Source organism: Arthrobacter sp. JB02-1C (assembly GCF_057748045.1).
The window spans coordinates 605,971-627,176 of sequence record NZ_CM173235.1 but is presented as its reverse complement, the minus strand read 5'-3'; the positions used below and the strand labels follow the sequence as shown (position 1 = coordinate 627,176).

Genomic DNA, 21,206 nt, shown 5'->3' with positions numbered 1-21,206 from the left:
ATGCTTTGACTTCACGCCAACGATCACCGATTAGGAGGTCATCTGCACTGTCCGGCTTGCGGCCAGCGCCACGGGGACCTCGTCAAAGGCCCGGGCGAAGCGGCCGAACGAGTTGCGAAGGTGTTCGCTCATCGCTTTCTCCGCCGCGGTTGGTTCCCGGGCGGCGATGGCGTCCCGGATTACTTGGTGTTCCTGCAGGGTCACCCGGCCGTCCAGGTCTGCGGGGTAGAGCCTGAACATGTGGAGATGGCAGTGGGTCTGGACGTAGGCCTGCTGGACGATCTCGTTGCCGGCGGAGGCCAGGATGAGGCCGTGAAAGCGCGCATCGTGGGCCCAGAGGCCCTGGCCGGGATTCTCCGGATCCGCGACCTGACGTTCGAGCTCCGCCAGTTCCACCCGCAAGGACGCCGCGGGATTGGACAGCCGTTCGACCGCGGCGGAGCGCGCCGCCCAGGGCTCAACGAGAAGCCGGAACTCAAACAGGGAACGGAGCTCGGTGAGGCTGAGCAGAGGCGTGGTGCTGTAACCCCTGCCGGGGTAATACGTCAGCAAATTGTCGCCTTCTAGGCGCTGCAGCGCCTCTCGGACAGGGGTGTGGGAGACGCCGAGCTGCCGGGCGACGGCGTCGATGTTGATCCGCGTGCCCGGCGTGATCTGTCCGTCAAGGATCGCCTGGCGAAGCGTTGTATGGACTGCGCCAGCAGCTGCCTTGGACGTCTTTGAGGCGCTCCTGGTTGGTGCCGTCATGTGTGTTCCCCTCGCTGCCCTGCGGCCCTGTGGTCCGGTGTTGTCTGCCTGATGGCGCTGTAATGGGCCCCTTGATGGACAAGGCTTGACCTGCGTCACATTGCATATATGATACTACCTATTCCTATATGATTCTGATTCGGATGGAGCAGAACCAGGGGATACCAAGCGCCTATTTCCGATTTCGCAGTAACAATCACAGGAGAGTTCCCATGTTCAGAGCAACACCGAAGTTGCTTCTTGTTCCGGCTGTCGCTTTGGCCCTGTTGCTAGGGGGCTGCACGTCCGGCGGTGCGGCGAACGCCGGTGGTGCCGGGACGACATCCGTCGCGGATAGCCGCCTCACTCAGATTCTGAAGTCCAAGACGATCAAGATTGCCGTCAGCGCCGACTCTCCGGGCTACGGAGTAATGAACTCGTCCGGCGCCCGGGAAGGCTTCGACATCGACCTCGCCAACGCCCTCGGGGCCTCCCTGGGCGCGAAAATCGAGTTCGTCACCGCCACGAACGAAAGCCGGATACCGCTCCTGCAGACCGACAAGGCGGACGCGGTAATCGCGACGTTCACCGCCTCGGATGCCCGCGCCCAGGTCGTGGAAATGTCCGACCCCTATGCCGCCAGCTCCACCGTCTTCATGGTTCCGTCCGGCAGCCAGATCAACAGCTACGCTGACCTGGACGGCAAGTCCGTGGCCACCTCGCGCGGAAGCGTCGGCGAACAAATCCTGAAGTCCACCTTCCCGAATGCCAAAATCACCGGGTTCAACACGACCGCGGACTCTATCCAGGCGCTGAAGAGCGGCAAAGTCGATGCGTTGATCGAGAACAACGCCATCGTGGGCGGGCTGGTGAAGAACGACCCCTCTGCTTTTAGGCTCCTTAAGGGTGACCCCATCAAGCCGGCTTTGTTCTCCATTGGGGTCAAGCAGGGCGACCAGACGTGGCTTAATTACCTCAACAATTTCATCCGGAACTACAACATTTCCGGACAGAACGAGGCCTCCCTGCAGAAGTGGTTCGGGCTGAGTCTTCCGCCCTTCCTAGCCCACTAACAGTATTCGGACGCGACCGCCGGCGTGGGCGGAGGACAGGAAATTCTCCGCCCATGCTGCTGTTCACGGATAGGACCCTTTGCTCATGGCTTTATATTTCGGAGACCTTCTCCCCTACAGTTCATTGCTCCTGGAGGGGCTCTGGACTGCCTTTTACATCACTGTCGTGGCCATGGTGGCTGGGAGTGCCCTCGGCATCTTCGTTTATCTGGGGAAGGTGGGCACCGGACGGCTGGTTCGCATCCTCTGCACCTGCTACATCGAGGCCATCCGCAACACGCCCCTGCTCGTCCAGCTGTACCTGATCTACTTTGCCCTGCCGTCGCTGGGCATCAACCTTGAGCCGGTCTGGGCTGCCGTGATCGGCCTAACGCTGAACAATGCCGCCTACACCGCTGAGATCTACCGGGCAGGGTTCGAATCCGTGCCCCTCGGCCTCCGGGAGGCCGGCCGGGCGCTGGGGATGACTTCGTCCCAGATTGTCCGCTACATCGTCCTGCTGCCGGCCACGCGGAGCGTCTTTCCGGCACTGACCAACCAGCTCATCCTGCTGTTCCTGGCTTCGTCGATCGGATCCATCATCTCGCTTCCCGAACTGACCAACGCGATCATGAGCGTAAGCAACACCACGTACCGGACCGTTGAGGTGCTCGCCGTGGGCGGCCTCCTCTACCTGGGTGTCTCCGCGCTGATGTCGCTCGCCTCCAAACGTGCCGAAACAACGCTGTTCCGTTGGGCGGTGACTTCCCATGTTTAGGCCCTTTGACTGGCAGGACCTCGTTCCCCTGGCGGAGGGGGCATGGCTGACAATCCAGCTCTGCTTCTTGTCCGGAATCCTCGGCGTCATCTTTGGCCTGGTTTTGGGGATCGCCCGGACCTCCCCGAGCAAAATCGCCCGCTGGATCAGCACCACCTACATCAGCGTTGTGCGTGGAATCCCCGTCCTGGTCATCATCTTTTTCGTTTTCTTCGGAATTCCCTTGCTGTTCCCCGGCCTCGAACCGGACAAGTTCTCCTCGGCTGTCATAGCGCTGACCTGCTTCGCCGCCGCCTATGTTGCAGAAATTGTCCGCGGCAGCATCGAAGCCGTCGCCAAGGGACAAAGCGAGGCGGCCGATGCTTTGGGCCTCGATTATTGGCGGAAGCTCCGGTATGTGATTCTGCCCCAGGCCGTGAGGATCATGGTCCCGCCCGGAATTGGGTTCCTGATCGGTCTGGTCAAGGACTCGTCACTGGTCACGGTCACCGGCCTGCTGGAACTGACCCACGCAGGGAACGTTGTCACTAATCTGACCGGCGACCCGATTAAGACGTTCCTGGTCGTGGCGGCCATGTACTTCGTCATTTGCTACGGCATCTCCTGGTTGGGACGGCTGTATGAGAAACGGACAGGCATCCACGTCGACCCTCTCAAACTCCCAGAGCCTGCGGGCCTCTAGATCGGTGGATATAAGTGATTTTCGTTGAGAACCTGAACAAGAAGTTCGGACCCGTCCACGTGCTCAAGGGAGTTGACTGCCACATCCGCGAGCGGGAGGTCGTGTGTGTCATCGGACCCTCGGGTTCGGGAAAGAGTACGTTCCTGAGGTGCATGAACGGACTGGAGTCAATCACCTCCGGCAGCATCGTCATCAACAAGCACCGGCTCGATGATTCAAAAACCAATATCAACCTGGTGCGGCAGCAGGCCGGCATGGTCTTTCAGCACTTCAATCTCTTCCCGCATCTAAGAGTTATCGACAACGTCATGCTTGCACCGCTCAAGGTAGCCAAAGTCTCCAAGGAAAAAGCCCGGGCGAAAGCGGAGATCCTCCTGGCGAAGGTCGGCCTTGCGGCCAAAATGGACGTCTTCCCGGGGAGCCTGTCCGGCGGGCAGATGCAGCGGGTCGCCATCGCCCGTGCGCTGGCCATGAATCCGAAAATCATGCTCTTTGACGAGCCCACGTCCGCTCTGGACCCGGAGATTGTCGGGGAGGTGCTTACCGTGATGAAGGACCTGGCCAGCGAAGGCATGACAATGGTGGTGGTGACCCACGAGATGGGTTTCGCCAGGGAAGTCGCGGACCGGGTGCTGTTCATGGACCAGGGGCTGATTGTCGAGGAGGGCACGCCGGAGCAGATTTTCTCGTCGCCTCGCCATGCCCGTACCCAAGGTTTCCTCAGCAAGGTACTCTAAGCGCCGCTTAACCAGATACGACACGACGACGGCGGGAAGACTCCCGCCGTCGTCGTTTTGGTTCGCGCTGTTGCTGCTAGGCGGAAGCCCCGTCCAGGGCGGCGGGGGCGCCGTTGAGGCTGAGCGTAAAGGTGTTCGGGCCGCTGGCGTGGACCGCGATGTTGGACTTGGCCGTGTTGTGCCGGACCGAAAGGTCATGGATCAGGGCGTCCAGCTCGTGGTGCATCGTGGCGCGGTCCCAGAGCTTGTGGGTGACAGAGTGGGCAGTTTCAAACGTCATTGTTCAGAGTTCCATTCGTGATTCCGGGTGTCCCGCAGCGTGGGCGTCGGTGCCCTCCGTGCTTTTTCATGATGCCGAGTGCGGGCCTGCCGGCTCAAGCCAGATGGCGATTATTGCGGGTGACTCTCATCACAGCGGGAACGCGGGGGCGGAAATTCGGCTATTTCCGGTACCGGGCGCGCAACGAGCACAGGCACGCCTTGGCGCGGCTCCACGAGCGGGAGGCGCAAGTGGATGAAGCGGCATTGGTCCGAACGATCGAGCAGAGAGCGATCGCGACTACTGCGTCGAAAACGACCAACCGCCTGCGATGCGACGCCGAGCGCCGCAATGTGCAGCGCGACGCACTGCTGGCCGCGGGCGTCGACCCGTTGAAGCTCTCCGAGGACCATGCCCCGGGGAAGAAGGACGACCGCCCTCAACTGGCGCCCTGCCTGAAGGGCATGAATGCCGGCGCCTTGTGCGAAGAGTTGGGTATCACCAGGCAAACCCCCTACCGCCACGTCTCGCCGGCAGGGGAGTTGCGGCCCGACGGCACGAAGCTCCTCAAGTCGCAGTAGCCCCGCCTATACCAGCGGCGGCCGGCCCCACCGCCCTGGCCGGCGCGTCGGGTCTAGCCGGCGTTCACTTTCACGCCCCGTCACCGGTTGCTTCACTGGATGGGGGTTACGGGACGATGACGGATCCCAATTCGCAATGATGCAGTTCAGCGGGGTGTGCGACCGGTGGAGGACCGGCTTACGGGACAGTTAGCGGGCGGTCCTCTTACGGGACAGCGACGGTCGTACCGACTTGCGTGCGAACCTTCAAGATGGGCACGAGCCCGTGGCCGATCCTCCAGCGAACCCGAGGAAGGAGGCTCCCTTGGAAGGAAGCAGACTGCCAACCGGCACAACTGGCAGGGTCCAACCTGACCGCCGGACATCAGTGAGCGGGTACGGGTTGGCGATTCAGGGGTGTCCTAGGGTTCCTTGTACGGACCCAGAAGGGGTGCTCTCCGGAGCTCCTTGATACGGAGGCGGAGGAAGATGATGACGAGCACCAAGGCGTACCCAGCCAGCACAGCGATTGCCACCATCACCACCGAGTAAAGAATTCCGAGTATTCCAAACGACACCACGCTAAGCCCCCAGTTATTTGGTGCGCCCGATCTACGGCGCAAGTCTCAGAGGCTAGCACTGCCCACCCTTCAACTGAGAGTCATCACCGCATCCCCGTGCAAGGAAGCCGTCATCACGGAATGTGGGCGCCGATCCGGGTGACGAGCCCCTGGGGGTCAGCGCACGAGACCAACACCGCGGTGTTGCCGCACTGGATCCGCACGGATGGGCCGCCAACGAGGTAGCCCGTGCCTCCACCGGGGAGAATGCGCAAACCCATGCCTTGGACAAAACCGGTGTTTCGTCCCGCGGAGACTCCTGATATGTCCCGATACGGGATCGTGGTCGCGAAGGCACCGGCAACGCGGATCGACAGGCATTCTTCGTCCAGTCGAATCCGGACGGACATCGTCATAACAGCAACGAAAACCGCCGCCACAAGCACCGCCAGCCCGGGCCAAGGAGTGGCAGTCAAGAGAATGGACACAGCTGCAATTCCGACAGCAGCCAGCACGGCACGGTACCGCCGAGGTGTAAATGTCCGGAATTCCACAGGTTTCGAGTCTTCCCCCAGCATCATCTCTGCAGTCTTCTAGACGAGTCACGTGTCAGCAACTCGGTTCATGTGAATCCACGGACCTGGCTGGGCTGAGCGATTGCCCGGAAGTGGGGTGGTTCGGGGTGGCCCGCGGGTGAAGGCGACGCGGGACGTTCCGTGCAGGCGAGTTCCGCAAATGAAATTCAGCTTCGAAACGTCCCGCCAGCCGATCGGCTTACGTGCCATGGACTCTTTGCAGCGACGCGGTCCGCCAATGGCCTGTTCCTGCCTTTGGTCCCTGTCGCGGGTATTCGGCCGGGCTAGGCGAGGGGGACCCTTGTCTTGCGGAGCTGGGCAATGCCGATGATAGTGAGTGCGGCTGTGCCCAGCAGGACCAGGATCAACAGCCCCAGCAGCGGGAGCTCGTGGATGGCGAGCTGCGGAATGCGGCGCGAGGGCACTGCCAGAACGCCCACAAAGGCGCCGACCAGACCGAAGTAGCTACCGGTCATGAAACTGCGGTGGGCCCGGATGTTTCTCTTCCAGATGGCCCACAGCCCTGCTGTTAGTGTGCAGAACGTCAACAACGAGAGTGCGTGGAGCCAATTGAACCCTCCGTCGATGGTTCTGATGCCGAGCGAGGTCAGCACCACGACGTACATGGCAACGGCCCAGATTCGGCCCACGACCCGGTGAACGCTGCCGCCTTTGGTCCGGCGCAGCAGGTTCACGGCCCCGAAAATCAGTGAGTAGCTGGCTGCGATTGCGTGAAGTGAGATCAGAACGGTCCAGGAGGAAGGCATAGTCCGGAGCCTAGCGGACCGTGCCGCCGACCATTGGGACTGCCGGCAGAGTCAGCTGAGATCGCGATTCATGCGCCTGAGGCGCCGGTACGCGCGGGCACGTGCTGAAACTCGTCGAATCTGACCGCGAAAATACCAAGCGAGTGCGAGGCCGAGGATAACGAGCGGAAGCAGCTCGGGGGCTAGGGCGAACGTGCCGAAGACGATGTCGAACGCCTCAAACCCAATCAGCGAGCCGGCCGCGAACCAGACCCACCCACCGAACAGAGTGGCTCGCATAGCCACCCGGCGGATTGCCCGACGGGCGAGCGTCCACAGCAGTCCAAGGCGACGGTGAGCAGTTGAGCGGTATCGCGGGGGCGTGTTGCGGAGTGAGACGGCGAGGGTATTAGGGGACATGGCAATGGGCTCCTTGTGGCGGCAGTCAGAGAAGTGTTCTGAGGTCACCCGGGAGCAGTGGCGCACGCAGCGCGTAGGCATGTTCCAGCCGTGGCCGGATTGCCGGCAAAGGTTGGATTCTAGAGGGCTGTGCGGAGGCTCCCGGGGCGGCGGCGAGATCTGCCTGGAGCGCGAGGACCTGTCCCGCCGACGGGTGCGGACCGAACCAAAGACAAGGAGACTAGGCCGTGCTGGTCCTCCAGTCCCGGGGGGTCGGAGTGGGCCCTTGTAGCCAGAAGGGTGCAAAGTAGCGCTTGCAAGGCGCAAGCCATGAGGATCGTCAGGGCCACGGCCAGAGCAACGAGAAGGAGAGCCGTGACCGGGGGAACACCCGCGCTGACCGTCGTGCGGACCGCAACGTCGGCGTGGACAAAGCGCTCCAACAACACCCACCCGAGCAATAGCACTATGCCTCCCCAATCGCCCTCACGGTAACACCGCCCGAGCGTCCCGATCAACGATCGGCATGCGGGCACCCGCAGGAGTGCCTACCGTCCTCCGGTCTCCAGGGACGTCCTGAATCAGACCGACCGGTGCTGCATCAGATTGACGTACTCACACGGAGGCCTTTGACAGAAAGCTGCCGGATCGGGTCTACCTATGGCTGTCTGGGGACCGGCGATATTCTTTGAGTCCTGAACGCAGGGTAGCGAAGATCAGGATGCCCATAGCCGCTGCGGTGAACCAGAGACCCGTTGATCCCTGAAGGGCGAGAACTACGGAGACGATCAGGAGCACTGCGGCAACGACGAGGAGTCCCCATCGTCCTGCGGTCATCATTTCCCCCGTTCTGTGGGCTGGTGGATCGTGCCTTTGTGGAACCTCGCCAGAGGATTACCAGAGCGCGCCCTGAAACCCAGAACCGAACGATTTCGACCGCTGGTTTCGCTGTCCCACGGGCCACGGGTTGAAAGTGCCACCAACCCAAGACCGACGGCGGCCATAACCCACGGGAACACCTGTGACCCATCCAGCGCGATGCGGAAAATCCCGGTCAGAACCGACATGGTGCCGACGGAGAACAAGACGCGGGTTACTTTCCATCCAAACATTCCACCGGCGGAGTACCCGCGTTTCGTGGGTCGGCGCCCAATGAAGTACTTGAGGATCAGAGCCACACCGATCGGCACGAACACAATGCCAGTGACCAGGCGCAGAGTGTCCACTGGCGCCCACGTCAGAAAGATTGCCGCCCAGACCAGGAAGAACACCCCAGCAACAAGCCCCGGAAGTGCGGGTCGACTACTCATTGGTTTCCTCTCGGTGTACTGCCTGGGTCGGTTGTCCGGCTCCAGATACAGCCCAATCTCGTGACATGCCGCGAGCCTACCCGCTCGGGCCTCGAACGCAAGTCACAGCCGAAGCACCCGCCAGACGACAGGATCGCTCTGGTGTACTCCCCGTGAGCAGCAGTAAACCGGCGCCGTACGAGCCATCGAGGGCACCACCGCGTCACGAAGGCGTCCCGTAGAGGGATCCCCTATCGAACGCAGGAGCGCCGGCTGGACCACCGGCTAACGGGAGGACGCGTAGCTGAGAACTGCCCCTCGCAACTTGAAATGGCCTGCTTAGCGCTTTACGTGGGCTGTCCCGCCGGCTAGGTGCTGCTCCGGCAGGTCATGAGACGGGGATCCTCGCCGCTACCAGTTCATCGATGGTGGCAAGAGCGATGGCGTTTAGATCTTGCCCCGAAAGAAAACGTGACTGATGATCATTAGGTGCTCGCCGGAGCGCCAAAAACGGGGAACGGTGATTTGATGACGTATTGGCCCCTGATTCCGCTGTTTGCAGGTCTCCTAATCCTTGGGGCCTGCATGCTCTACACACGATCCAAGCGCTCATCAGACGGCCAACCTTTCCGAGGTCGAACTGCTGTTGCGATCGCCACGGTCATTTCGATTGGTCTTCTTCTCTACGCCTTAATAGGCGTCCTTACGACGCCATCTCCCGCTTAAGACCCGCAAACGCCACTACGGAATTGCCCTAGATTTGGCAGGGTAACCCGGGGTTAGAGGGAAGAGAGGGCGAGGCCTTCACGATATTCTGAGGCGCCGCCAATTCTCCGGTGAGCGATCCTTTGAGGGCAAGACGACGCCGCACTATTCGTATAAGTTCAACGGCCTTCTGGGGGTCCCGCGACTCTTCCGTCATGGGGTCAACCCGTAGACTGCGGCACGGGGTTATCTGTAGCGTTCGCCCTGGACTGCCCGTAAGCCGCGCCGCTTTCGGAATGGTGGGGTGTCCCGCAGAAGGTTCCTTGGGTTCTTGCGGTGATTGCAACACTTAGCGGATGGGTGTTGTCGTGGCGAGGTATTCGATTTACGTAAGGCCGGATCTTTTGCAGCTGTTTTGGGCCGGGATGCAGGCCGGTGATTTCATCACTGACGCGGTTGTGCCGATCAATACGAGCCGGCGGACCGGGCGCCGGGTCCTGGCCGAGGCCGGGGGTGTCAGGCCACGCCGGGGCCGGGATCTGAAGGGCAGGTGCCTGACCTTCGCCCAGCGTGAGGAGATCGCGGTGCTGCGCGCCCAGGGACAGTCGCTGCGCCGGATCGGGGCCGTGATCGGCAGGTCGGCCTCGACGGTGTCCAGGGAGCTGCGGCGCAATTCGGTGGCGGGGTTGCCTTACCGGGCGACGTCGGCTCATGCTCTGGCGTATGAGCGGGCTTCGCGGCCGAAACCGGCGAAACTGCACACGAACGCGGTGTTGCGTGCGAAGGTGGAAGAGGACCTGAAAAAGAAGTACTCGCCGGAGCAGATCGCAGGACGCCTGCGGGTTGAGTTTCCCGATGAGCCGGAGATGCGGGTGTCACCTGAGACCATTTACCAGTCCCTCTACGTTCAGTCCCGCGGAGCGCTGAACCGTGATCTGGCCGCGTGTTTACGCACCGGACGTGCGCTCAGGCAGCCCTGCAGGAAGGCCGGCCAGCGGAAGAACCGGATCCCGGGGATGATCAATATCTCCGAACGCCCGCCCGAGGTTAAGGACCGTGCGGTGCCGGGGCATTGGGAGGGCGACCTCATCATCGGCAAAGGCAACCAGTCCGCGATCGGGACCCTCGTGGAGAGAACCACCAACTACACGATGCTCGTTCATCTGCCGGACGGGTACAAAGCTGAACAAATGCGTGACGCCCTGGCTGCCAAGATCAAGACGCTCCCCGAGGCGCTGAGGCATTCCCTTACCTGGGACCAGGGCATCGAAATGCAGGACTGGAAAACCGTGAAAATGGACGCCGGCATCGACATCTACTTCTGCGACCCGCACTCACCGTGGCAGCGCGGCATCAACGAAAACACGAATGGCCTGCTGCGCCAGTACTTCCCGAAAGGCACGGACCTGAGCATCCACAGCGCCGAAGACCTCGACTGGGTCGCACAGGAGCTCAACGACCGGCCACGGAAAAGACTAGAGTTCAGAAAACCGATCGAATTGATCGAAGGACTCCTGTTGCAATGACCGCCTGAATCCGCCGTTCCTCCTGCGGACCGGCTTACGGGCAGGTCGTTGCGGCCTGTCAGTTAGCTCAATGACCTATCCATGCTTTCCCATTCTCACTACAAGCTGCGTCTCCGAACGTAGGCTGGCTGAATGAATCAGCGGAACGAAGTCGTACTCGTCCATGGGCTATGGCATCAGCCGGCCCACTTCGACCGGTTGGCGGACGACTTACGCAGCCAAGGCACGAGTGTCCATGTTCCTCGTCTGCGCAGGGGCTCGCTGGCTGCGGACACTGCAGTCGTACAGGAAGTAGTCGATGGCTGTTTGGGGATGCCAGTTGTTCTTGGCCATTCGTACGGTGGATCTGTCATCACGGGCCTCGAACGGGCCAGGCACCTCTTGTATGTTGCGGCGTTCGTGCCAGCAGCCGGTGAAAGCGGCGCGATGTTAGGTGGGCCCTCAGCGCTGGTCCACGACGCCGTCCGGCACAACGAGGACCGGTCGACCAGCATCCATCCGGAACGGGCTCGCGAGGTTCTCTACGACGATTGCTCCGAAGCCGACAGCGCATGGGCAACCTCGCTCCTCGTGCCTCAACAACCTGGTCATGGTCGTGGCGTACCCAGCCGTATTGCTTGGGCAACCACCGAGAGCACATATATCAACTGCGAACTGGACAAGGCGCTCAGCCCCGTCCTTCAGGAACGTATGGCCCGCCGATGCACCAACAATGTCAGTTGGAACTCGAGCCATTCACCCTTCATCAGCCAACCTAAGAGGCTCACTAAACTAATCCTGGGCATATAGGTCTCTCATTCGGCCAACGCCAGACACCAGAGGGTCGAACCCTAATTGCGTCCGGTCAGGAATCCTCCTCGGGGTGTGTTGTCCGACGCGCCGGTGCAAGGCGTGAGCAAGAGTCTCAGCCGTGTTGGCCCAGACTTGGGCCGAGGAATGGATGACTAGTCCTAGGGGCGGAAATCACTTGACGACCATTGGTACGGATCAACGAGGCGTTAGCAACTGGGCCGGCGTTGGCCGCCCATACTCACAGAGCTTTGCGCACCTGTGCGCCGGGGCAATTGTGCCGTTGCTGGACGCGACAGAAGCTGTATTAGGCAGTTTCGCAGGCTGCCGTCTGGCGGACGTCGGGTGTGGAACCGGTAACCTCACGGCCCGTGCAATCGGTCGAGGTGCAGAGGTGACCGGCATCGATCCTGATGTCGAGATGCTCGCCTTAGCCCGCGTAACGGCACCTCAAGCGGAACTGCTCTTAGTTGGGGTACCGAATTTGCCCGTCGCCCCAGATATTTTTGATGCAGTTGTGGCAAACTTTGTCGTCAATCACGTCGACGACCCTCGTGCCGCTGTGGCTGACCTCAAGCGAGTCTGCCGACCGGGCGGCGCCGTCGCTGTGACGATATGGCCCTCTGAACTCTCCACCATTAACAGGCTCTGGTCAGACGTGGTGGAAGCCAGCGGGGCAGCTGCTCCACGCCAGCAGAGACTGCCGGCGGATAAGGACTTTGACCGTACCGACCGGGGACTGAATGAACTGCTTGTGGGTGCAGGTCTGGACGGGGTGCGGACGGAGACTCTTGCCTGGGATTTTGCTATCGATGCTGAGGATTTGTGGGCGGGCCCGGCCGGTGGCGTGGGAGGAATCGGCAAAATCGTAACCAGTCAGTCGCCGTCGATGCAGTCCACAATGCGGTACGAATACTTGCGCCTCGTCGCGCCCATGACTAGCGGTGGAAAAGTGGTGTTACCTGCCGTTGCTCTGCTCGGGATTGGGCAGGCACCCCAGCCAGACCGTTTCGGTACTTGCTACTAGCCACCCTCGTCGGGTTCGGTAGAGGATCGGCTTGCGGAAGGCTGTGATCGAGCATGAAAGACTCACATTCGTGAATACGCCTTCCAAGGGCACCCTGCACCATGTCGAGCTATGGGTCCCTGACATCGACCGCGCCAAGCAGGAGTGGGGTTGGATTCTGGCCCGACTGGGATACTCCGCTTTCCAAAGCTGGGACTCAGGAATCAGTTGGCGCCTGGGCGCGACCTACATCGTGGTCGAACAGTCACCAGCCTTGAGTGGCAGTGAATACGAGCGCACGGCATCAGGCCTCAACCACCTGGCGTTCCACGCGGGAAGCCAGAAAGACGTAGATGCGCTTGCCGTGGAAGGCCCTCGTTATGGATGGATGCAGCTGTTCCAGGACAAGTACCCGCACGCTGGCGGCCCTGATCACTATGCCGCTTACTTGTTCAACTCCGACGGCTTCGAGATAGAGCTCGTAGCCGCCGACTAAGCAGAATGCTGCGAGCGGACGGTAAGGGATCCGCCTTGCGGGACAGCAGAGCGGTTCACCGTTTTCCCGGTCAGGTCTCCCGGTCCTCGTCCGGGTGGCGGAAGGGTCGAAGCGGCGCTCCGGCGGGATCGTCCGTGAAGGTGTAGCGGGTGTTCCACAGGATGACGGCGTTCAGGACCAGGCCCAAGGCGCCGAGCTGGTCTTCCTGGCCTTCCCGGTAGGACTGCCGTATCTGGCCTCTCCTGCCGTGGAAGATGAGTCTGGCCAGAGCATGCCGGGATGCTGGCCAGACAGGCGGCAGCGGTCAGGGCGCTGCCGCCCGGGGTAGGGATAGCATGCTGACATGCCACAAGCATTCGGGACCTCGACGACGATAGAACCATTGAGCGTCGGAGTCCGTTCGGAACTGCTCTCCTTCGAACGAGACAACCGCGAGTATTCCGCCGAGTGGGTGCCGGACCGCGGTGACGACTACTTCTCGCAGTTCCAGGCGCGCCATCAGTCGCTCCTGGACGAACAATCAGCGGGAGACTGCTTCTTCTTCGTTGTGCGCGACGAAACGAACCGGCTGGTCGGGCGGGTCAACCTGGTCGATGTCAAAGACGGTTCGGCCTCGCTCGGGTACCGCATGGCAGAGGAAGCGGCGGGCTTGGGACATGCTGGACGCGCAGTCAGGATGGTTGGCGTATTTGCGCGCGAGCGTGGATTGCAGACCATCACCGCGATGACGACGCTCGCCAATGCTGCATCACAGCGAGTCTTGGAGCGGTCGGGCTTTAGCCGAGTGCCAAAAAATCCGGCAACGGTCTTGCAGAACGGCATCGAGTACGAACTACTGCACTACGTGCTCGATCTGAACCCTCATGGCTGACTTCACTGATCACGAGCAACATGGTTAGCCCTTCTCGTTAGAGCGACCCCATTGGGACGCATCTGGGTTTTCAGCCGAGCATTGATCGTAGCGGCGTCCATCCGATCGACAACGGGCGGCGGCTCAGCGAGGCCGCTGCCGAGGTGGGCTCGCCCACCGCCTGATAAGGCTAGGCTGGCGTCATGATCAGCCCCGGTGATCTTGCCGCCACCCTGCTGGGCGTGGGACTGCTGGTGCTGCTCACTATCGGCGTGCTGGCGCTGTACCGCGTGCCGCGGAGGTTCGCCCCCGCCTGGGCCATTCTCCGCGGTGCCGTGCAACTGGCCGCCATCAGCCTGATCCTCAGCGGCATCATCACCAGCCCGGTCTGGGTGGCAGTGGCGCTGCTGGTCATGTTCACGGTGGCCTCGGCGACGGCCAGCCGGCGCCTCGGCAAGGACTGGCGGAGCTTCGGCCGGGTCAGCGCGGCCATGGGCGCCGGCGTCGTGGCGACCCTTGCGATCGTTTTCGCGAGCGGAGCCGTCGAGCTGACACCGCGGTACGCCCTGGCGCTCGGCGGGATCGTTATCGGAAACGCGATGAGTATTGCCACGCTCGCCGGCCGGCACTTCAACGAAACGGTCCTCTCGCGCTGGGACGAGGTGGAGGGCTGGCTGGCGCTGGGCGCCACCCCGCGCCAGTCCACGGCCGAACTCGCCCGGGCTGCGGTCCGTTCCGCGTTGATCCCGGCCACCGACCAGAGCAGGACCACCGGACTGGTCACCCTGCCGGGGGCCTTTGTGGGCGCGATCTTCGGCGGCATTTCACCGCTCCAGGCCGGGATGTTCCAGATCGTGGTGTTGGCCTCCATCATGGCGGCCGGTTCGATCACCGCCGTCGTGGTGGTCAGCTTCCTGGCGCCGGTGCGTACGCAGCCGATTCCCCTGAGCTAGCCCGGGCCCACTGGTCCAGCTCCGCCGCCGGCAGCGGGCGCGAGATGAGGTAGCCCTGGGCGGTGTCGCAACCCAGTTCACGCAGCACGGCCAGCTGGCTTTCCCGCTCCACGCCCTCCGCAGTGGTCCTGAGCCCGATGGCTTTGGCCGGTCCGATGACGCCGGACACGAGGATGGCGGACGCGGGATCCGTGTCGATGGTGTCAATGAAGGATTTGTCCAGCTTGAGCGCGGTCAGCGGGAGGTCGCGGAGCATGGCGAGCGAGGAGTAGGCGGTGCCGTAGTCATCCAGGGCCACCGCTATCCCGCCGTCGATCAGGGTGCGCAGCTGCTCCGTGGCGGACTGCAGATTGACGACGGCGGTGCTTTCGGTGATCTCGATGTTGAGCAACGACGTCGGCACCCCGTGCCGCTGCAGCGCCGAGCGAAGGTCCTGGACCAGGCTGCCTGCCGCCAGCTGCAGCGGGGAGACATTCACGGAGATCGCCCGCGGTGTCCCGGCGTCGGCCCAGCGCCGGGCCTGCGCGCAGGCCTGGTCGATGACCCAACGCCCGATCTCGTGGATATCGCCCGATTGTTCGGAAACGTGGATGAATTCGTCCGGCCCCACCTTGCCCAGTTCGACGTCGTCCCAGCGCAGCAGGGCTTCGACCCCCGGGCACGTGCCGGTGGCGATGTCCATCAGCGGCTGGTAGTGCAGACTCAGGCCCCCGTTGGTGAGGACGTGGGGGAGCCGCCGCCGGATCAGGGCCTGGCGGGCGAACCGGGTGACGGGCCGGAACGGGTCGATCCTGCCCAGACGGCCTTTGCCTTCGAGTTTGGCCTGCAGCATGGCGGCGTCGGCGTGCCTGAACATGAGCTCCAGCCGGGCCTCGGGGTCGTCGGCCGCAATGTCGGCCCACATCGCCAGTCCCAGGGTGGCCGAGAGGCGGAATTCGTGCCCTTCATGCCGGAACGGATCTTCCAGGCAGCGCAGGACCCGGTAGGCCACCGAGCGCGCCGTGGGTTCGTCGATGCCGACCATCACCAGGGCGAATTCGTCCCCGCCGATCCGGGCAACCAGGTCCGCGGCCCGGGTGCAGGCCTGCAGCCGAACGGCAAAGTCCGCCAGGGCGGCGTCCCCGGCCCGGTGTCCGAAGGTGTCGTTCGCGACTTTGAAGTCATCCAGGTCGACGTACAGGACGGCGGCCTGCGCCGGACCGTGGCCGCCCAGCAGGGCCGGCCCGCGCTCCTCCAGGTGGCGCCTGTTGGCAAGCCCGGTCAGCGGGTCATGCAGGGCAGCATGCCGGAACACGTCGGACAGGCCCTCAAACACTTCGGACACCGGGACGATCCGCGGGCCCTCCGGGGTGAGGACCAGCAGGTCCTGATAGCGGCTCGCTTCCGGCCGGCTGAGCACGGCGACGGCGGCTGCCTGCAGGTCCAGGCCGGGCGGCAGGCCCTGGTTGGCCTCCGACAGCAACGCCGCGGCGCAGCCCCGGGAGTTCAGCGCCCGGCCATACCCGAGGCGGCCGGTCATCTCATGGTCGAGCTGGTCACGGGTCAGCAGGGATAGTGACCCGTCCACGTCCACCGCGACGCCGCGCAGCCTGCGGTCTTCACGGAAGAGCGCCTCGATGTCGCGCGACGGAGTGCTGCCGGGCAGGACCAGGGCCCTTTGACCGAGATCGCCAAGGGTGGGCGCCGCGGCGCGCGCAGGCCGGCCCGATTCGCCGGATTCAGTGGTCACCGATCCTGACTACCCGCGGCGAGCAAACAAAACGTGAACGCCGGGCGAACGTGGCGGAACCCGTCCCGCACGCCGGGTTCCGGTCCGGTTGCCGGCACCGGTGGCCTACTTCGCCGCAGGGGTCTGGAGCTGTGCCACGGTCAGCTTCTGCCACGGCGAGTCCGGGGCGCCGTCCAGCGCCGCCTGGGGGCTGTTCGACTGCGTCCACCACTTCGCCTCGAAGGCATTGCCGTCGAACAGGATGCGGGAGCCGCGCTGGTACGCGGCGGTGGGGGACCAGTCCGGGTAGGTGCCCGCGGAGATGGTCGGCTGCGGGCTGGGCCGGTCACCGGGCAGGACCGGGCCGATCAGCTTCCACGGAACAGTGGCACCCTGGTCCACGGGATTGTCCGGGCTGTCACCCTGGGTCCACCACTTTGCTTCATAGACGTTGCCGTGCCACACCGTGCGGTCACCGGAGACGTACCGGGCGGACTCCTTCCAGACCGGGTAAGGGCTGGTGGCGGGATCATCGATTGCCGTCGGGGTGGCCGTAGCCTTGGTCGGGGCGGGCGCCTGTGCCGCGCGCGTGGGGATGACGTCGGCGCCGAGGACCGTCGAGAAGAAGGCGCTGCCCTGGGCAACGCCGCTGCAGCTGTCCGAGACCTTGGTGACATCCGGGTAGTTGCTGCCGCAGGTCCGGTCCCGGTTGAGCGACCACATCGAGACCCTGCCTACGCCCTTGGCCTTGGCGTATCCGTTCAAGGCGGCCGCGTCGTCGAGCGTGAAGATTTCGCCGGCAATGTCGTTCTGGCCGATCATCGGGGTGATCCCGAGCTTGCGCCAGGCGGTGTCCGACCCCAGGTCCTGGCCGTTCTGGCGGTAGATGGCCTGCAACTGGGTGTGCGCGGCGTCGGCGGAGGAGACCGACGCCTGGTACATGTTCTGCGTAGCCGGTTTACTGCCGCCAAAGTCCATCGTCATAATGTTCACGCCGGCCAGTTCGACGCCGGTGCGCAGGGTCCTCAGCACCAGGTCCCGGCCGGGCTGGGTGAGGCCGGCCGGGTCCGCGGGCAGCGTCAGCCACACGTCCAGCGGTTTTCCGCTGGTCTTCCGGTCCTGCTGAACGGCGGCCAGGGCTGCGCCGCGGCGGTCGATCGATGCGGCGTCCGTCATAGCGGTGCCCTCGATGTCAAGGTCGATCGAGCGGAGGTCGTAGCGGTTGACGACTTCACGGTAGGCGCTGGTGAGCCTGGACTGGTCAGTGCAGTCCACGGCGAGTTCGTTGTTGTTCAGGCCGCCGAAGGAGACCGAGACAGTCCCGCCGATCTGGCGGAGTCGGGCGATTCTCCGGTCCAGGTCCAGCTCTGATTCCGCTCCGGCAAGGCTGTAGGCGGCGCCCCAGGAGGGGGTGCAGGGGCTCTGGCGGTCCGAGACGATGAAGGACAGGACGGCGCCCTTGGCCTCCGGACTGGTGGGCGCTTCAAAGGCGAACCGGGGGGTGGCTGTTACGTCCACGTACCCGGAAAAGACCGACGGAATCGAGGAGGCCGCGGTGGCGTCCTGGAACGAACGCAGCCCCAGGTAGGACCCTCCGGTCAGTGCGATGAGAACAATGAGCAGGATCCCGAGCCGCAACTTTGAGAGGCGGCGCCCGGGAAATCGATTCGACACAGAAGTACCCCAATACTTGTCAGAGAACGTGCTCCAACCCATCCACGCGGATTCGCGGCCAAATTGGTTTCCTGCCGACAACATAGTGGCGCCGGAGGACAACTTTTTTCGGGTCGTGCGCTTAGTATAATGGCAGACCGCATCCGAGATGGACGGAAGTAGCCGGTCTGCCGTGTGTCCGCTGGGGGTACACATGATGTGGATGGGGAAATATGTCTGACCTCTTGGTCGTGCCGCGGCCTGACGATGCTGTCGCCGACGATCCGGCAACAAAGAGCCGCAGGCGCCAATGGGGTGCGGAGCGCCGCTCGGAACCACTCGCCATTGTGCATCCCGAACCGTCGCCCCGGAAAATCATTCTTGGCCGGCTTGGCATCGTCATCACAGTCCTCGCCTGGGCAGCCTACGTCGTCACCACCGTGATCCGCACCCTGGTTGATGACCCGACGGCGGGATTCCGGTTCCGCGCCGAGGCCGTGTCCTACGTCATCGTCGTCACTTTCCTGACTTTTTCGGCGCTCATGTACCTGCTCGCCCGCCAGGGCGCCCTGACCCGCTTCCGTGAGCACCGCCGGGTGCCGCGCGGTGAACTGGACCGGCACTTCACGGACTACCAGCACGGCATCACCGTGCTGGTCCCTTCCTACGCCGAGGAGCCGCAGGTGGTCCGGGCCACCCTCTGGTCCGCCGCGCTGCAGGAATTCCCGGACCTGTCCGTTGTTCTGCTGGTCGACGACCCGCCGTCCCCGACCGACCCGGAGGACCAGCGCCGGCTGCAAACCACCCGCGATCTCGCCGCCGACATCACCGCCACCCTGAAGGAGCCTGCCTCGCGCCTGAACGCCGCGAGCGACGCCTTTAACCGCCGGGTCGGCGACGGAGACATGTCCGGCGAGCTGGCTGCACTCATTAACGAGTACGAGTATGCCGCCGGTTGGCTGGAGGGTATGGCCGAGACAGAGCGGGTCGAGGACCATGTCGACGAATTTTTTGTCGATCTCGTCCTCATGGGCCTGGCCCGCGAACTGCGGCTGGTCCTGACCGCCCTGCACGCGGCGCAGGCGCAGGGCGCGCAACCGGAGCAGGCCCGGATGCGGGAGCTCTACGCCCGCCTGACCTGGATCTTCAACGTCCGGGTCTCCACCTTCGAACGCAAGAGATTCGTCAGCCTGTCCCACGAGGCCAACAAGGCCATGAACCTGAACGCCTACATCAGCCTCATGGGGCACCGGTGGCGCCGGGAACAGACCGCGGACGGAACGGTGCTCCGCGCCGCCGTCGAACCCGCCGCCGATGACCTCGTGATCGAGGACAGCACCTATGTCCTGACCCTCGACGCCGATTCGCTCCTGCTGCGCGACTACTGCCTGCGGCTGGTGCATTTCCTGGAGTCACCCGGCAACGAACGCGTCGCGGTGACGCAGACGCCGTACTCGTCCTTCCGAGGCGCGCCCACCCGGATCGAACGTGTTGCCGGGGCCACCACGGACCTGCAGCACATCCAGCACCAGGGCATGACGCGGTACGGAGCCACCTTCTGGGTGGGGGCCAACGCCGTCATCCGCAAGATTGCGCTCGAAGACATCGTGGAGGTCTCCGCCCAGGGCGGCTTCGAGGTGCGGACCTACATCCAGGACCGGACCGTCATCGAAGACACCGAATCCAGCGTCGACCTGGGCCGTGAGGGCTGGGACCTGGTGAACTACCCGGAACGCCTGAGCTACAGCGCCACCCCGCCCGACTTCGGCTCCCTGGTGGTGCAGCGGCGGCGGTGGGCCAACGGCGGCCTGCTGATCCTGCCCAAACTCTGGGAAACCATCCGGCAGCGGCGCGGCGGCGACAAAGCGGTCAGGTCGCGCGAAGTCATGCTCCGCGTGAACTACATGGCCTCCATCACCTGGGCCAGCTTCGGACTGCTCTTCCTGCTGGCCTACCCGTACGACAGCAGGCTGCTCAGCCCGCTGGTATTCGCCGCCGCGTTCCCGTACTTCCTCGCGATGGGCAGCGACCTGCGCGACTCCGGCCACCGCTTCAGCGACATCTTCCGGATTTACGGCTTCAATCTGGTGCTGATGCCGGTCAACCTGGCCGGCGTCGTGAAGTCCCTGCAGCAGGCCCTGACGGGCGACAAGATCCCGTTCGCGCGCACCCCGAAGGTCAAGGACCGCACGGCGGCACCGGCCCTGTACGTCCTCGCCCCCTTCGCGATCGTGGCGTTCTCGCTCTTCACCGTGTGGCGCGACCTGGCGCAGCAGAACTGGACGAACGCGGCCTTCGCGGCGTTCAACGCGGTCATGGCCGCCTACGCCATCCGGGCCTACATCGGACTCCGGAACTCGATTGTCGACATGTTCCTGGGAGTGCTGGGCTGGCTTTACGTCAAGCCAAAGCAGGCCGCGCCGGCGCCGCCGCAGATCATCCCGAAGTCGCCCACCGAGGTTGACTGGGAGTCCATCCTGTACCACGGCGACCGCCGGCTGAACCGGGACCTCCGCGGCAGCACGGACCGCCGCAAGCGGGCGGGTGTGCGGTGACGCCGGGCACCGGGCCGGAACCGCTCCTCGCGGCGAACGGGAAAAACACCCTGACCGTGCGGGGCGGCATTATCGAATCCGTCTGGGTTCCCGGGTCCTTTGTCGACGTCGAGGAGGCCCGCGATGCCATGCGGGCCACAGAGCTGGTTTGCCAGGGCGGCCAGCGGCCAATGCTTTCGGTGATGACCGACGTCGAGATCAGCGCCGCGGCCAGGTACGAGTTCGCCAAGTCGGTCGATGTCACCGCCATCGCCGTCCTGGGATCCAGCGCGGTGGACCGCGTCGTGGCCGCCGCGACCAGCAGGGACACCCGGTACCCGCACGAGTTTTTCACCTCACGTGAGGCGGCCCTCGCCTGGCTGCAGGGTTTCCTCGCCGCGGACGGCGACGCGGATGCCGGCCCGGACGCTGCTGCGGCCGGTGGCGCGGACAACGGGAGAATCGCTGTCCTCACCCCCGGGGCGCGGTAGGCGCTGCCCGATTCAGATCGCCGGGATCAGCGTTTCGTCGATGTCGTTTAGGTCGAGGACCAGGAAGAGTTTGGCGTCCATGAGGTTTGGGGCGCCAGGAATTTTTCATTGACACCCCGCGGCGGCCGGACT

Annotated in this window: 20 protein-coding genes and 1 pseudogene; 13 read left to right on the top strand and 8 right to left on the bottom strand. The window is 63.7% G+C overall.

Annotated features, from left to right (window positions below; all coding sequences use genetic code 11):
• Positions 1 to 30: 30 nt before the first annotated feature.
• Positions 31 to 747 carry a GntR family transcriptional regulator gene (locus AC3ANP_RS03025; protein WP_488331878.1) on the bottom strand — a complete coding sequence of 239 codons (717 nt, stop codon included), beginning with the start codon at positions 745 to 747 and terminating at the stop codon, positions 31 to 33.
• A gap of 212 nt (positions 748 to 959) precedes the next feature.
• Between AC3ANP_RS03025 and AC3ANP_RS03020 the strand changes: the two genes are divergently transcribed.
• From AC3ANP_RS03020 to AC3ANP_RS03005, 4 genes are all read left to right on the top strand, one after another.
• On the top strand, positions 960 to 1,799 hold the full coding sequence (locus tag AC3ANP_RS03020) for a transporter substrate-binding domain-containing protein (RefSeq protein ID WP_488331877.1): 840 nt from the start codon (positions 960 to 962) through the stop codon (positions 1,797 to 1,799).
• Positions 1,800 to 1,884: 85 nt separating this feature from the next.
• Positions 1,885 to 2,556: an amino acid ABC transporter permease gene (locus tag AC3ANP_RS03015; protein WP_488331876.1), complete on the top strand. Its 672-nt coding sequence runs from the start codon at positions 1,885 to 1,887 to the stop codon at positions 2,554 to 2,556.
• The gene (locus AC3ANP_RS03010) at positions 2,549 to 3,238 is read left to right on the top strand and encodes an amino acid ABC transporter permease (RefSeq protein ID WP_488331875.1); all 690 of its coding nucleotides are present in this window, start codon (positions 2,549 to 2,551) and stop codon (positions 3,236 to 3,238) included. Before AC3ANP_RS03015 ends, AC3ANP_RS03010 begins: the two co-directional genes overlap by 8 nt.
• A gap of 14 nt (positions 3,239 to 3,252) precedes the next feature.
• A complete protein-coding gene (locus AC3ANP_RS03005) occupies positions 3,253 to 3,975 on the top strand; it encodes an amino acid ABC transporter ATP-binding protein (RefSeq protein ID WP_488331874.1) in 723 nt (240 codons plus the stop codon).
• Positions 3,976 to 4,051: 76 nt separating this feature from the next.
• On the opposite strand, the gene AC3ANP_RS03000 is transcribed toward AC3ANP_RS03005, so the two are convergent.
• Complete coding sequence (locus AC3ANP_RS03000) at positions 4,052 to 4,255, bottom strand: hypothetical protein (RefSeq protein ID WP_488331873.1); 204 nt, start codon at positions 4,253 to 4,255, stop codon at positions 4,052 to 4,054.
• Positions 4,256 to 4,374: 119 nt separating this feature from the next.
• On the opposite strand from AC3ANP_RS03000, the gene AC3ANP_RS02995 reads away from it, so the two are divergent.
• Entirely contained in the window at positions 4,375 to 4,815 is a 441-nt protein-coding gene (locus AC3ANP_RS02995) for a hypothetical protein (RefSeq protein ID WP_488331872.1), read from the top strand.
• A gap of 673 nt (positions 4,816 to 5,488) precedes the next feature.
• On the opposite strand, the gene AC3ANP_RS02990 is transcribed toward AC3ANP_RS02995, so the two are convergent.
• The 3 genes from AC3ANP_RS02990 to AC3ANP_RS02980 all read right to left on the bottom strand — a co-directional run bounded on the left by AC3ANP_RS02990 (position 5,489) and on the right by AC3ANP_RS02980 (position 8,384).
• A complete protein-coding gene (locus AC3ANP_RS02990; protein WP_488331871.1) occupies positions 5,489 to 5,935 on the bottom strand; it encodes a hypothetical protein in 447 nt (148 codons plus the stop codon).
• Between the two features lie 278 nt (positions 5,936 to 6,213).
• Entirely contained in the window at positions 6,214 to 6,696 is a 483-nt protein-coding gene (locus tag AC3ANP_RS02985) for a DUF2306 domain-containing protein (RefSeq protein WP_488331870.1), read from the bottom strand.
• 1,214 nt (positions 6,697 to 7,910) lie between these two features.
• The gene (locus AC3ANP_RS02980; RefSeq protein ID WP_488331869.1) at positions 7,911 to 8,384 is read right to left on the bottom strand and encodes a hypothetical protein; all 474 of its coding nucleotides are present in this window, start codon (positions 8,382 to 8,384) and stop codon (positions 7,911 to 7,913) included.
• Between the two features lie 1,040 nt (positions 8,385 to 9,424).
• Between AC3ANP_RS02980 and AC3ANP_RS02975 the strand changes: the two genes are divergently transcribed.
• From AC3ANP_RS02975 to AC3ANP_RS02960, 4 genes are all read left to right on the top strand, one after another.
• Positions 9,425 to 10,594 (top strand): IS30 family transposase, encoded by a 1,170-nt coding sequence (locus AC3ANP_RS02975; RefSeq protein WP_488331421.1) that lies wholly within the window; start codon positions 9,425 to 9,427, stop codon positions 10,592 to 10,594.
• Between the two features lie 132 nt (positions 10,595 to 10,726).
• The gene (locus tag AC3ANP_RS02970) at positions 10,727 to 11,383 is read left to right on the top strand and encodes an alpha/beta hydrolase (protein WP_488331868.1); all 657 of its coding nucleotides are present in this window, start codon (positions 10,727 to 10,729) and stop codon (positions 11,381 to 11,383) included.
• Positions 11,384 to 11,534: 151 nt separating this feature from the next.
• Positions 11,535 to 12,410 (top strand): class I SAM-dependent methyltransferase, encoded by an 876-nt coding sequence (locus AC3ANP_RS02965; RefSeq protein WP_488333131.1) that lies wholly within the window; start codon positions 11,535 to 11,537, stop codon positions 12,408 to 12,410.
• 70 nt (positions 12,411 to 12,480) lie between these two features.
• Entirely contained in the window at positions 12,481 to 12,885 is a 405-nt protein-coding gene (locus AC3ANP_RS02960) for a VOC family protein (RefSeq protein ID WP_488331867.1), read from the top strand.
• Positions 12,886 to 12,955: 70 nt separating this feature from the next.
• On the opposite strand, the pseudogene AC3ANP_RS02955 reads toward AC3ANP_RS02960, so the two are convergent.
• A pseudogene (locus AC3ANP_RS02955) lies at positions 12,956 to 13,162 on the bottom strand (Tn3 family transposase); the annotation flags it as partial.
• A gap of 66 nt (positions 13,163 to 13,228) precedes the next feature.
• Here AC3ANP_RS02955 and AC3ANP_RS02950 point away from each other — a divergent pair.
• Positions 13,229 to 13,756: a GNAT family N-acetyltransferase gene (locus tag AC3ANP_RS02950; RefSeq protein WP_488331866.1), complete on the top strand. Its 528-nt coding sequence runs from the start codon at positions 13,229 to 13,231 to the stop codon at positions 13,754 to 13,756.
• A 182-nt stretch (positions 13,757 to 13,938) separates the two neighbouring features.
• On the top strand, positions 13,939 to 14,688 hold the full coding sequence (locus AC3ANP_RS02945) for an ABC transporter permease (protein WP_488331865.1): 750 nt from the start codon (positions 13,939 to 13,941) through the stop codon (positions 14,686 to 14,688).
• On the opposite strand, the gene AC3ANP_RS02940 is transcribed toward AC3ANP_RS02945, so the two are convergent.
• Both AC3ANP_RS02940 and AC3ANP_RS02935 read right to left on the bottom strand, forming a co-directional pair.
• Positions 14,642 to 16,417: a putative bifunctional diguanylate cyclase/phosphodiesterase gene (locus AC3ANP_RS02940; protein ID WP_488331864.1), complete on the bottom strand. Its 1,776-nt coding sequence runs from the start codon at positions 16,415 to 16,417 to the stop codon at positions 14,642 to 14,644. The genes AC3ANP_RS02945 and AC3ANP_RS02940 overlap by 47 nt on opposite strands.
• 105 nt (positions 16,418 to 16,522) lie before the next feature.
• On the bottom strand, positions 16,523 to 18,070 hold the full coding sequence (locus AC3ANP_RS02935; RefSeq protein WP_488331863.1) for a chitinase: 1,548 nt from the start codon (positions 18,068 to 18,070) through the stop codon (positions 16,523 to 16,525).
• A 212-nt stretch (positions 18,071 to 18,282) separates the two neighbouring features.
• On the opposite strand from AC3ANP_RS02935, the gene AC3ANP_RS02930 reads away from it, so the two are divergent.
• Entirely contained in the window at positions 18,283 to 20,604 is a 2,322-nt protein-coding gene (locus AC3ANP_RS02930; RefSeq protein WP_488331862.1) for a glycosyltransferase family 2 protein, read from the top strand.
• The gene (locus AC3ANP_RS02925; RefSeq protein WP_488331861.1) at positions 20,601 to 21,074 is read left to right on the top strand and encodes a DUF7793 family protein; all 474 of its coding nucleotides are present in this window, start codon (positions 20,601 to 20,603) and stop codon (positions 21,072 to 21,074) included. The genes AC3ANP_RS02930 and AC3ANP_RS02925 overlap by 4 nt, the downstream gene beginning before the upstream one ends.
• Positions 21,075 to 21,206: the final 132 nt, after the last annotated feature.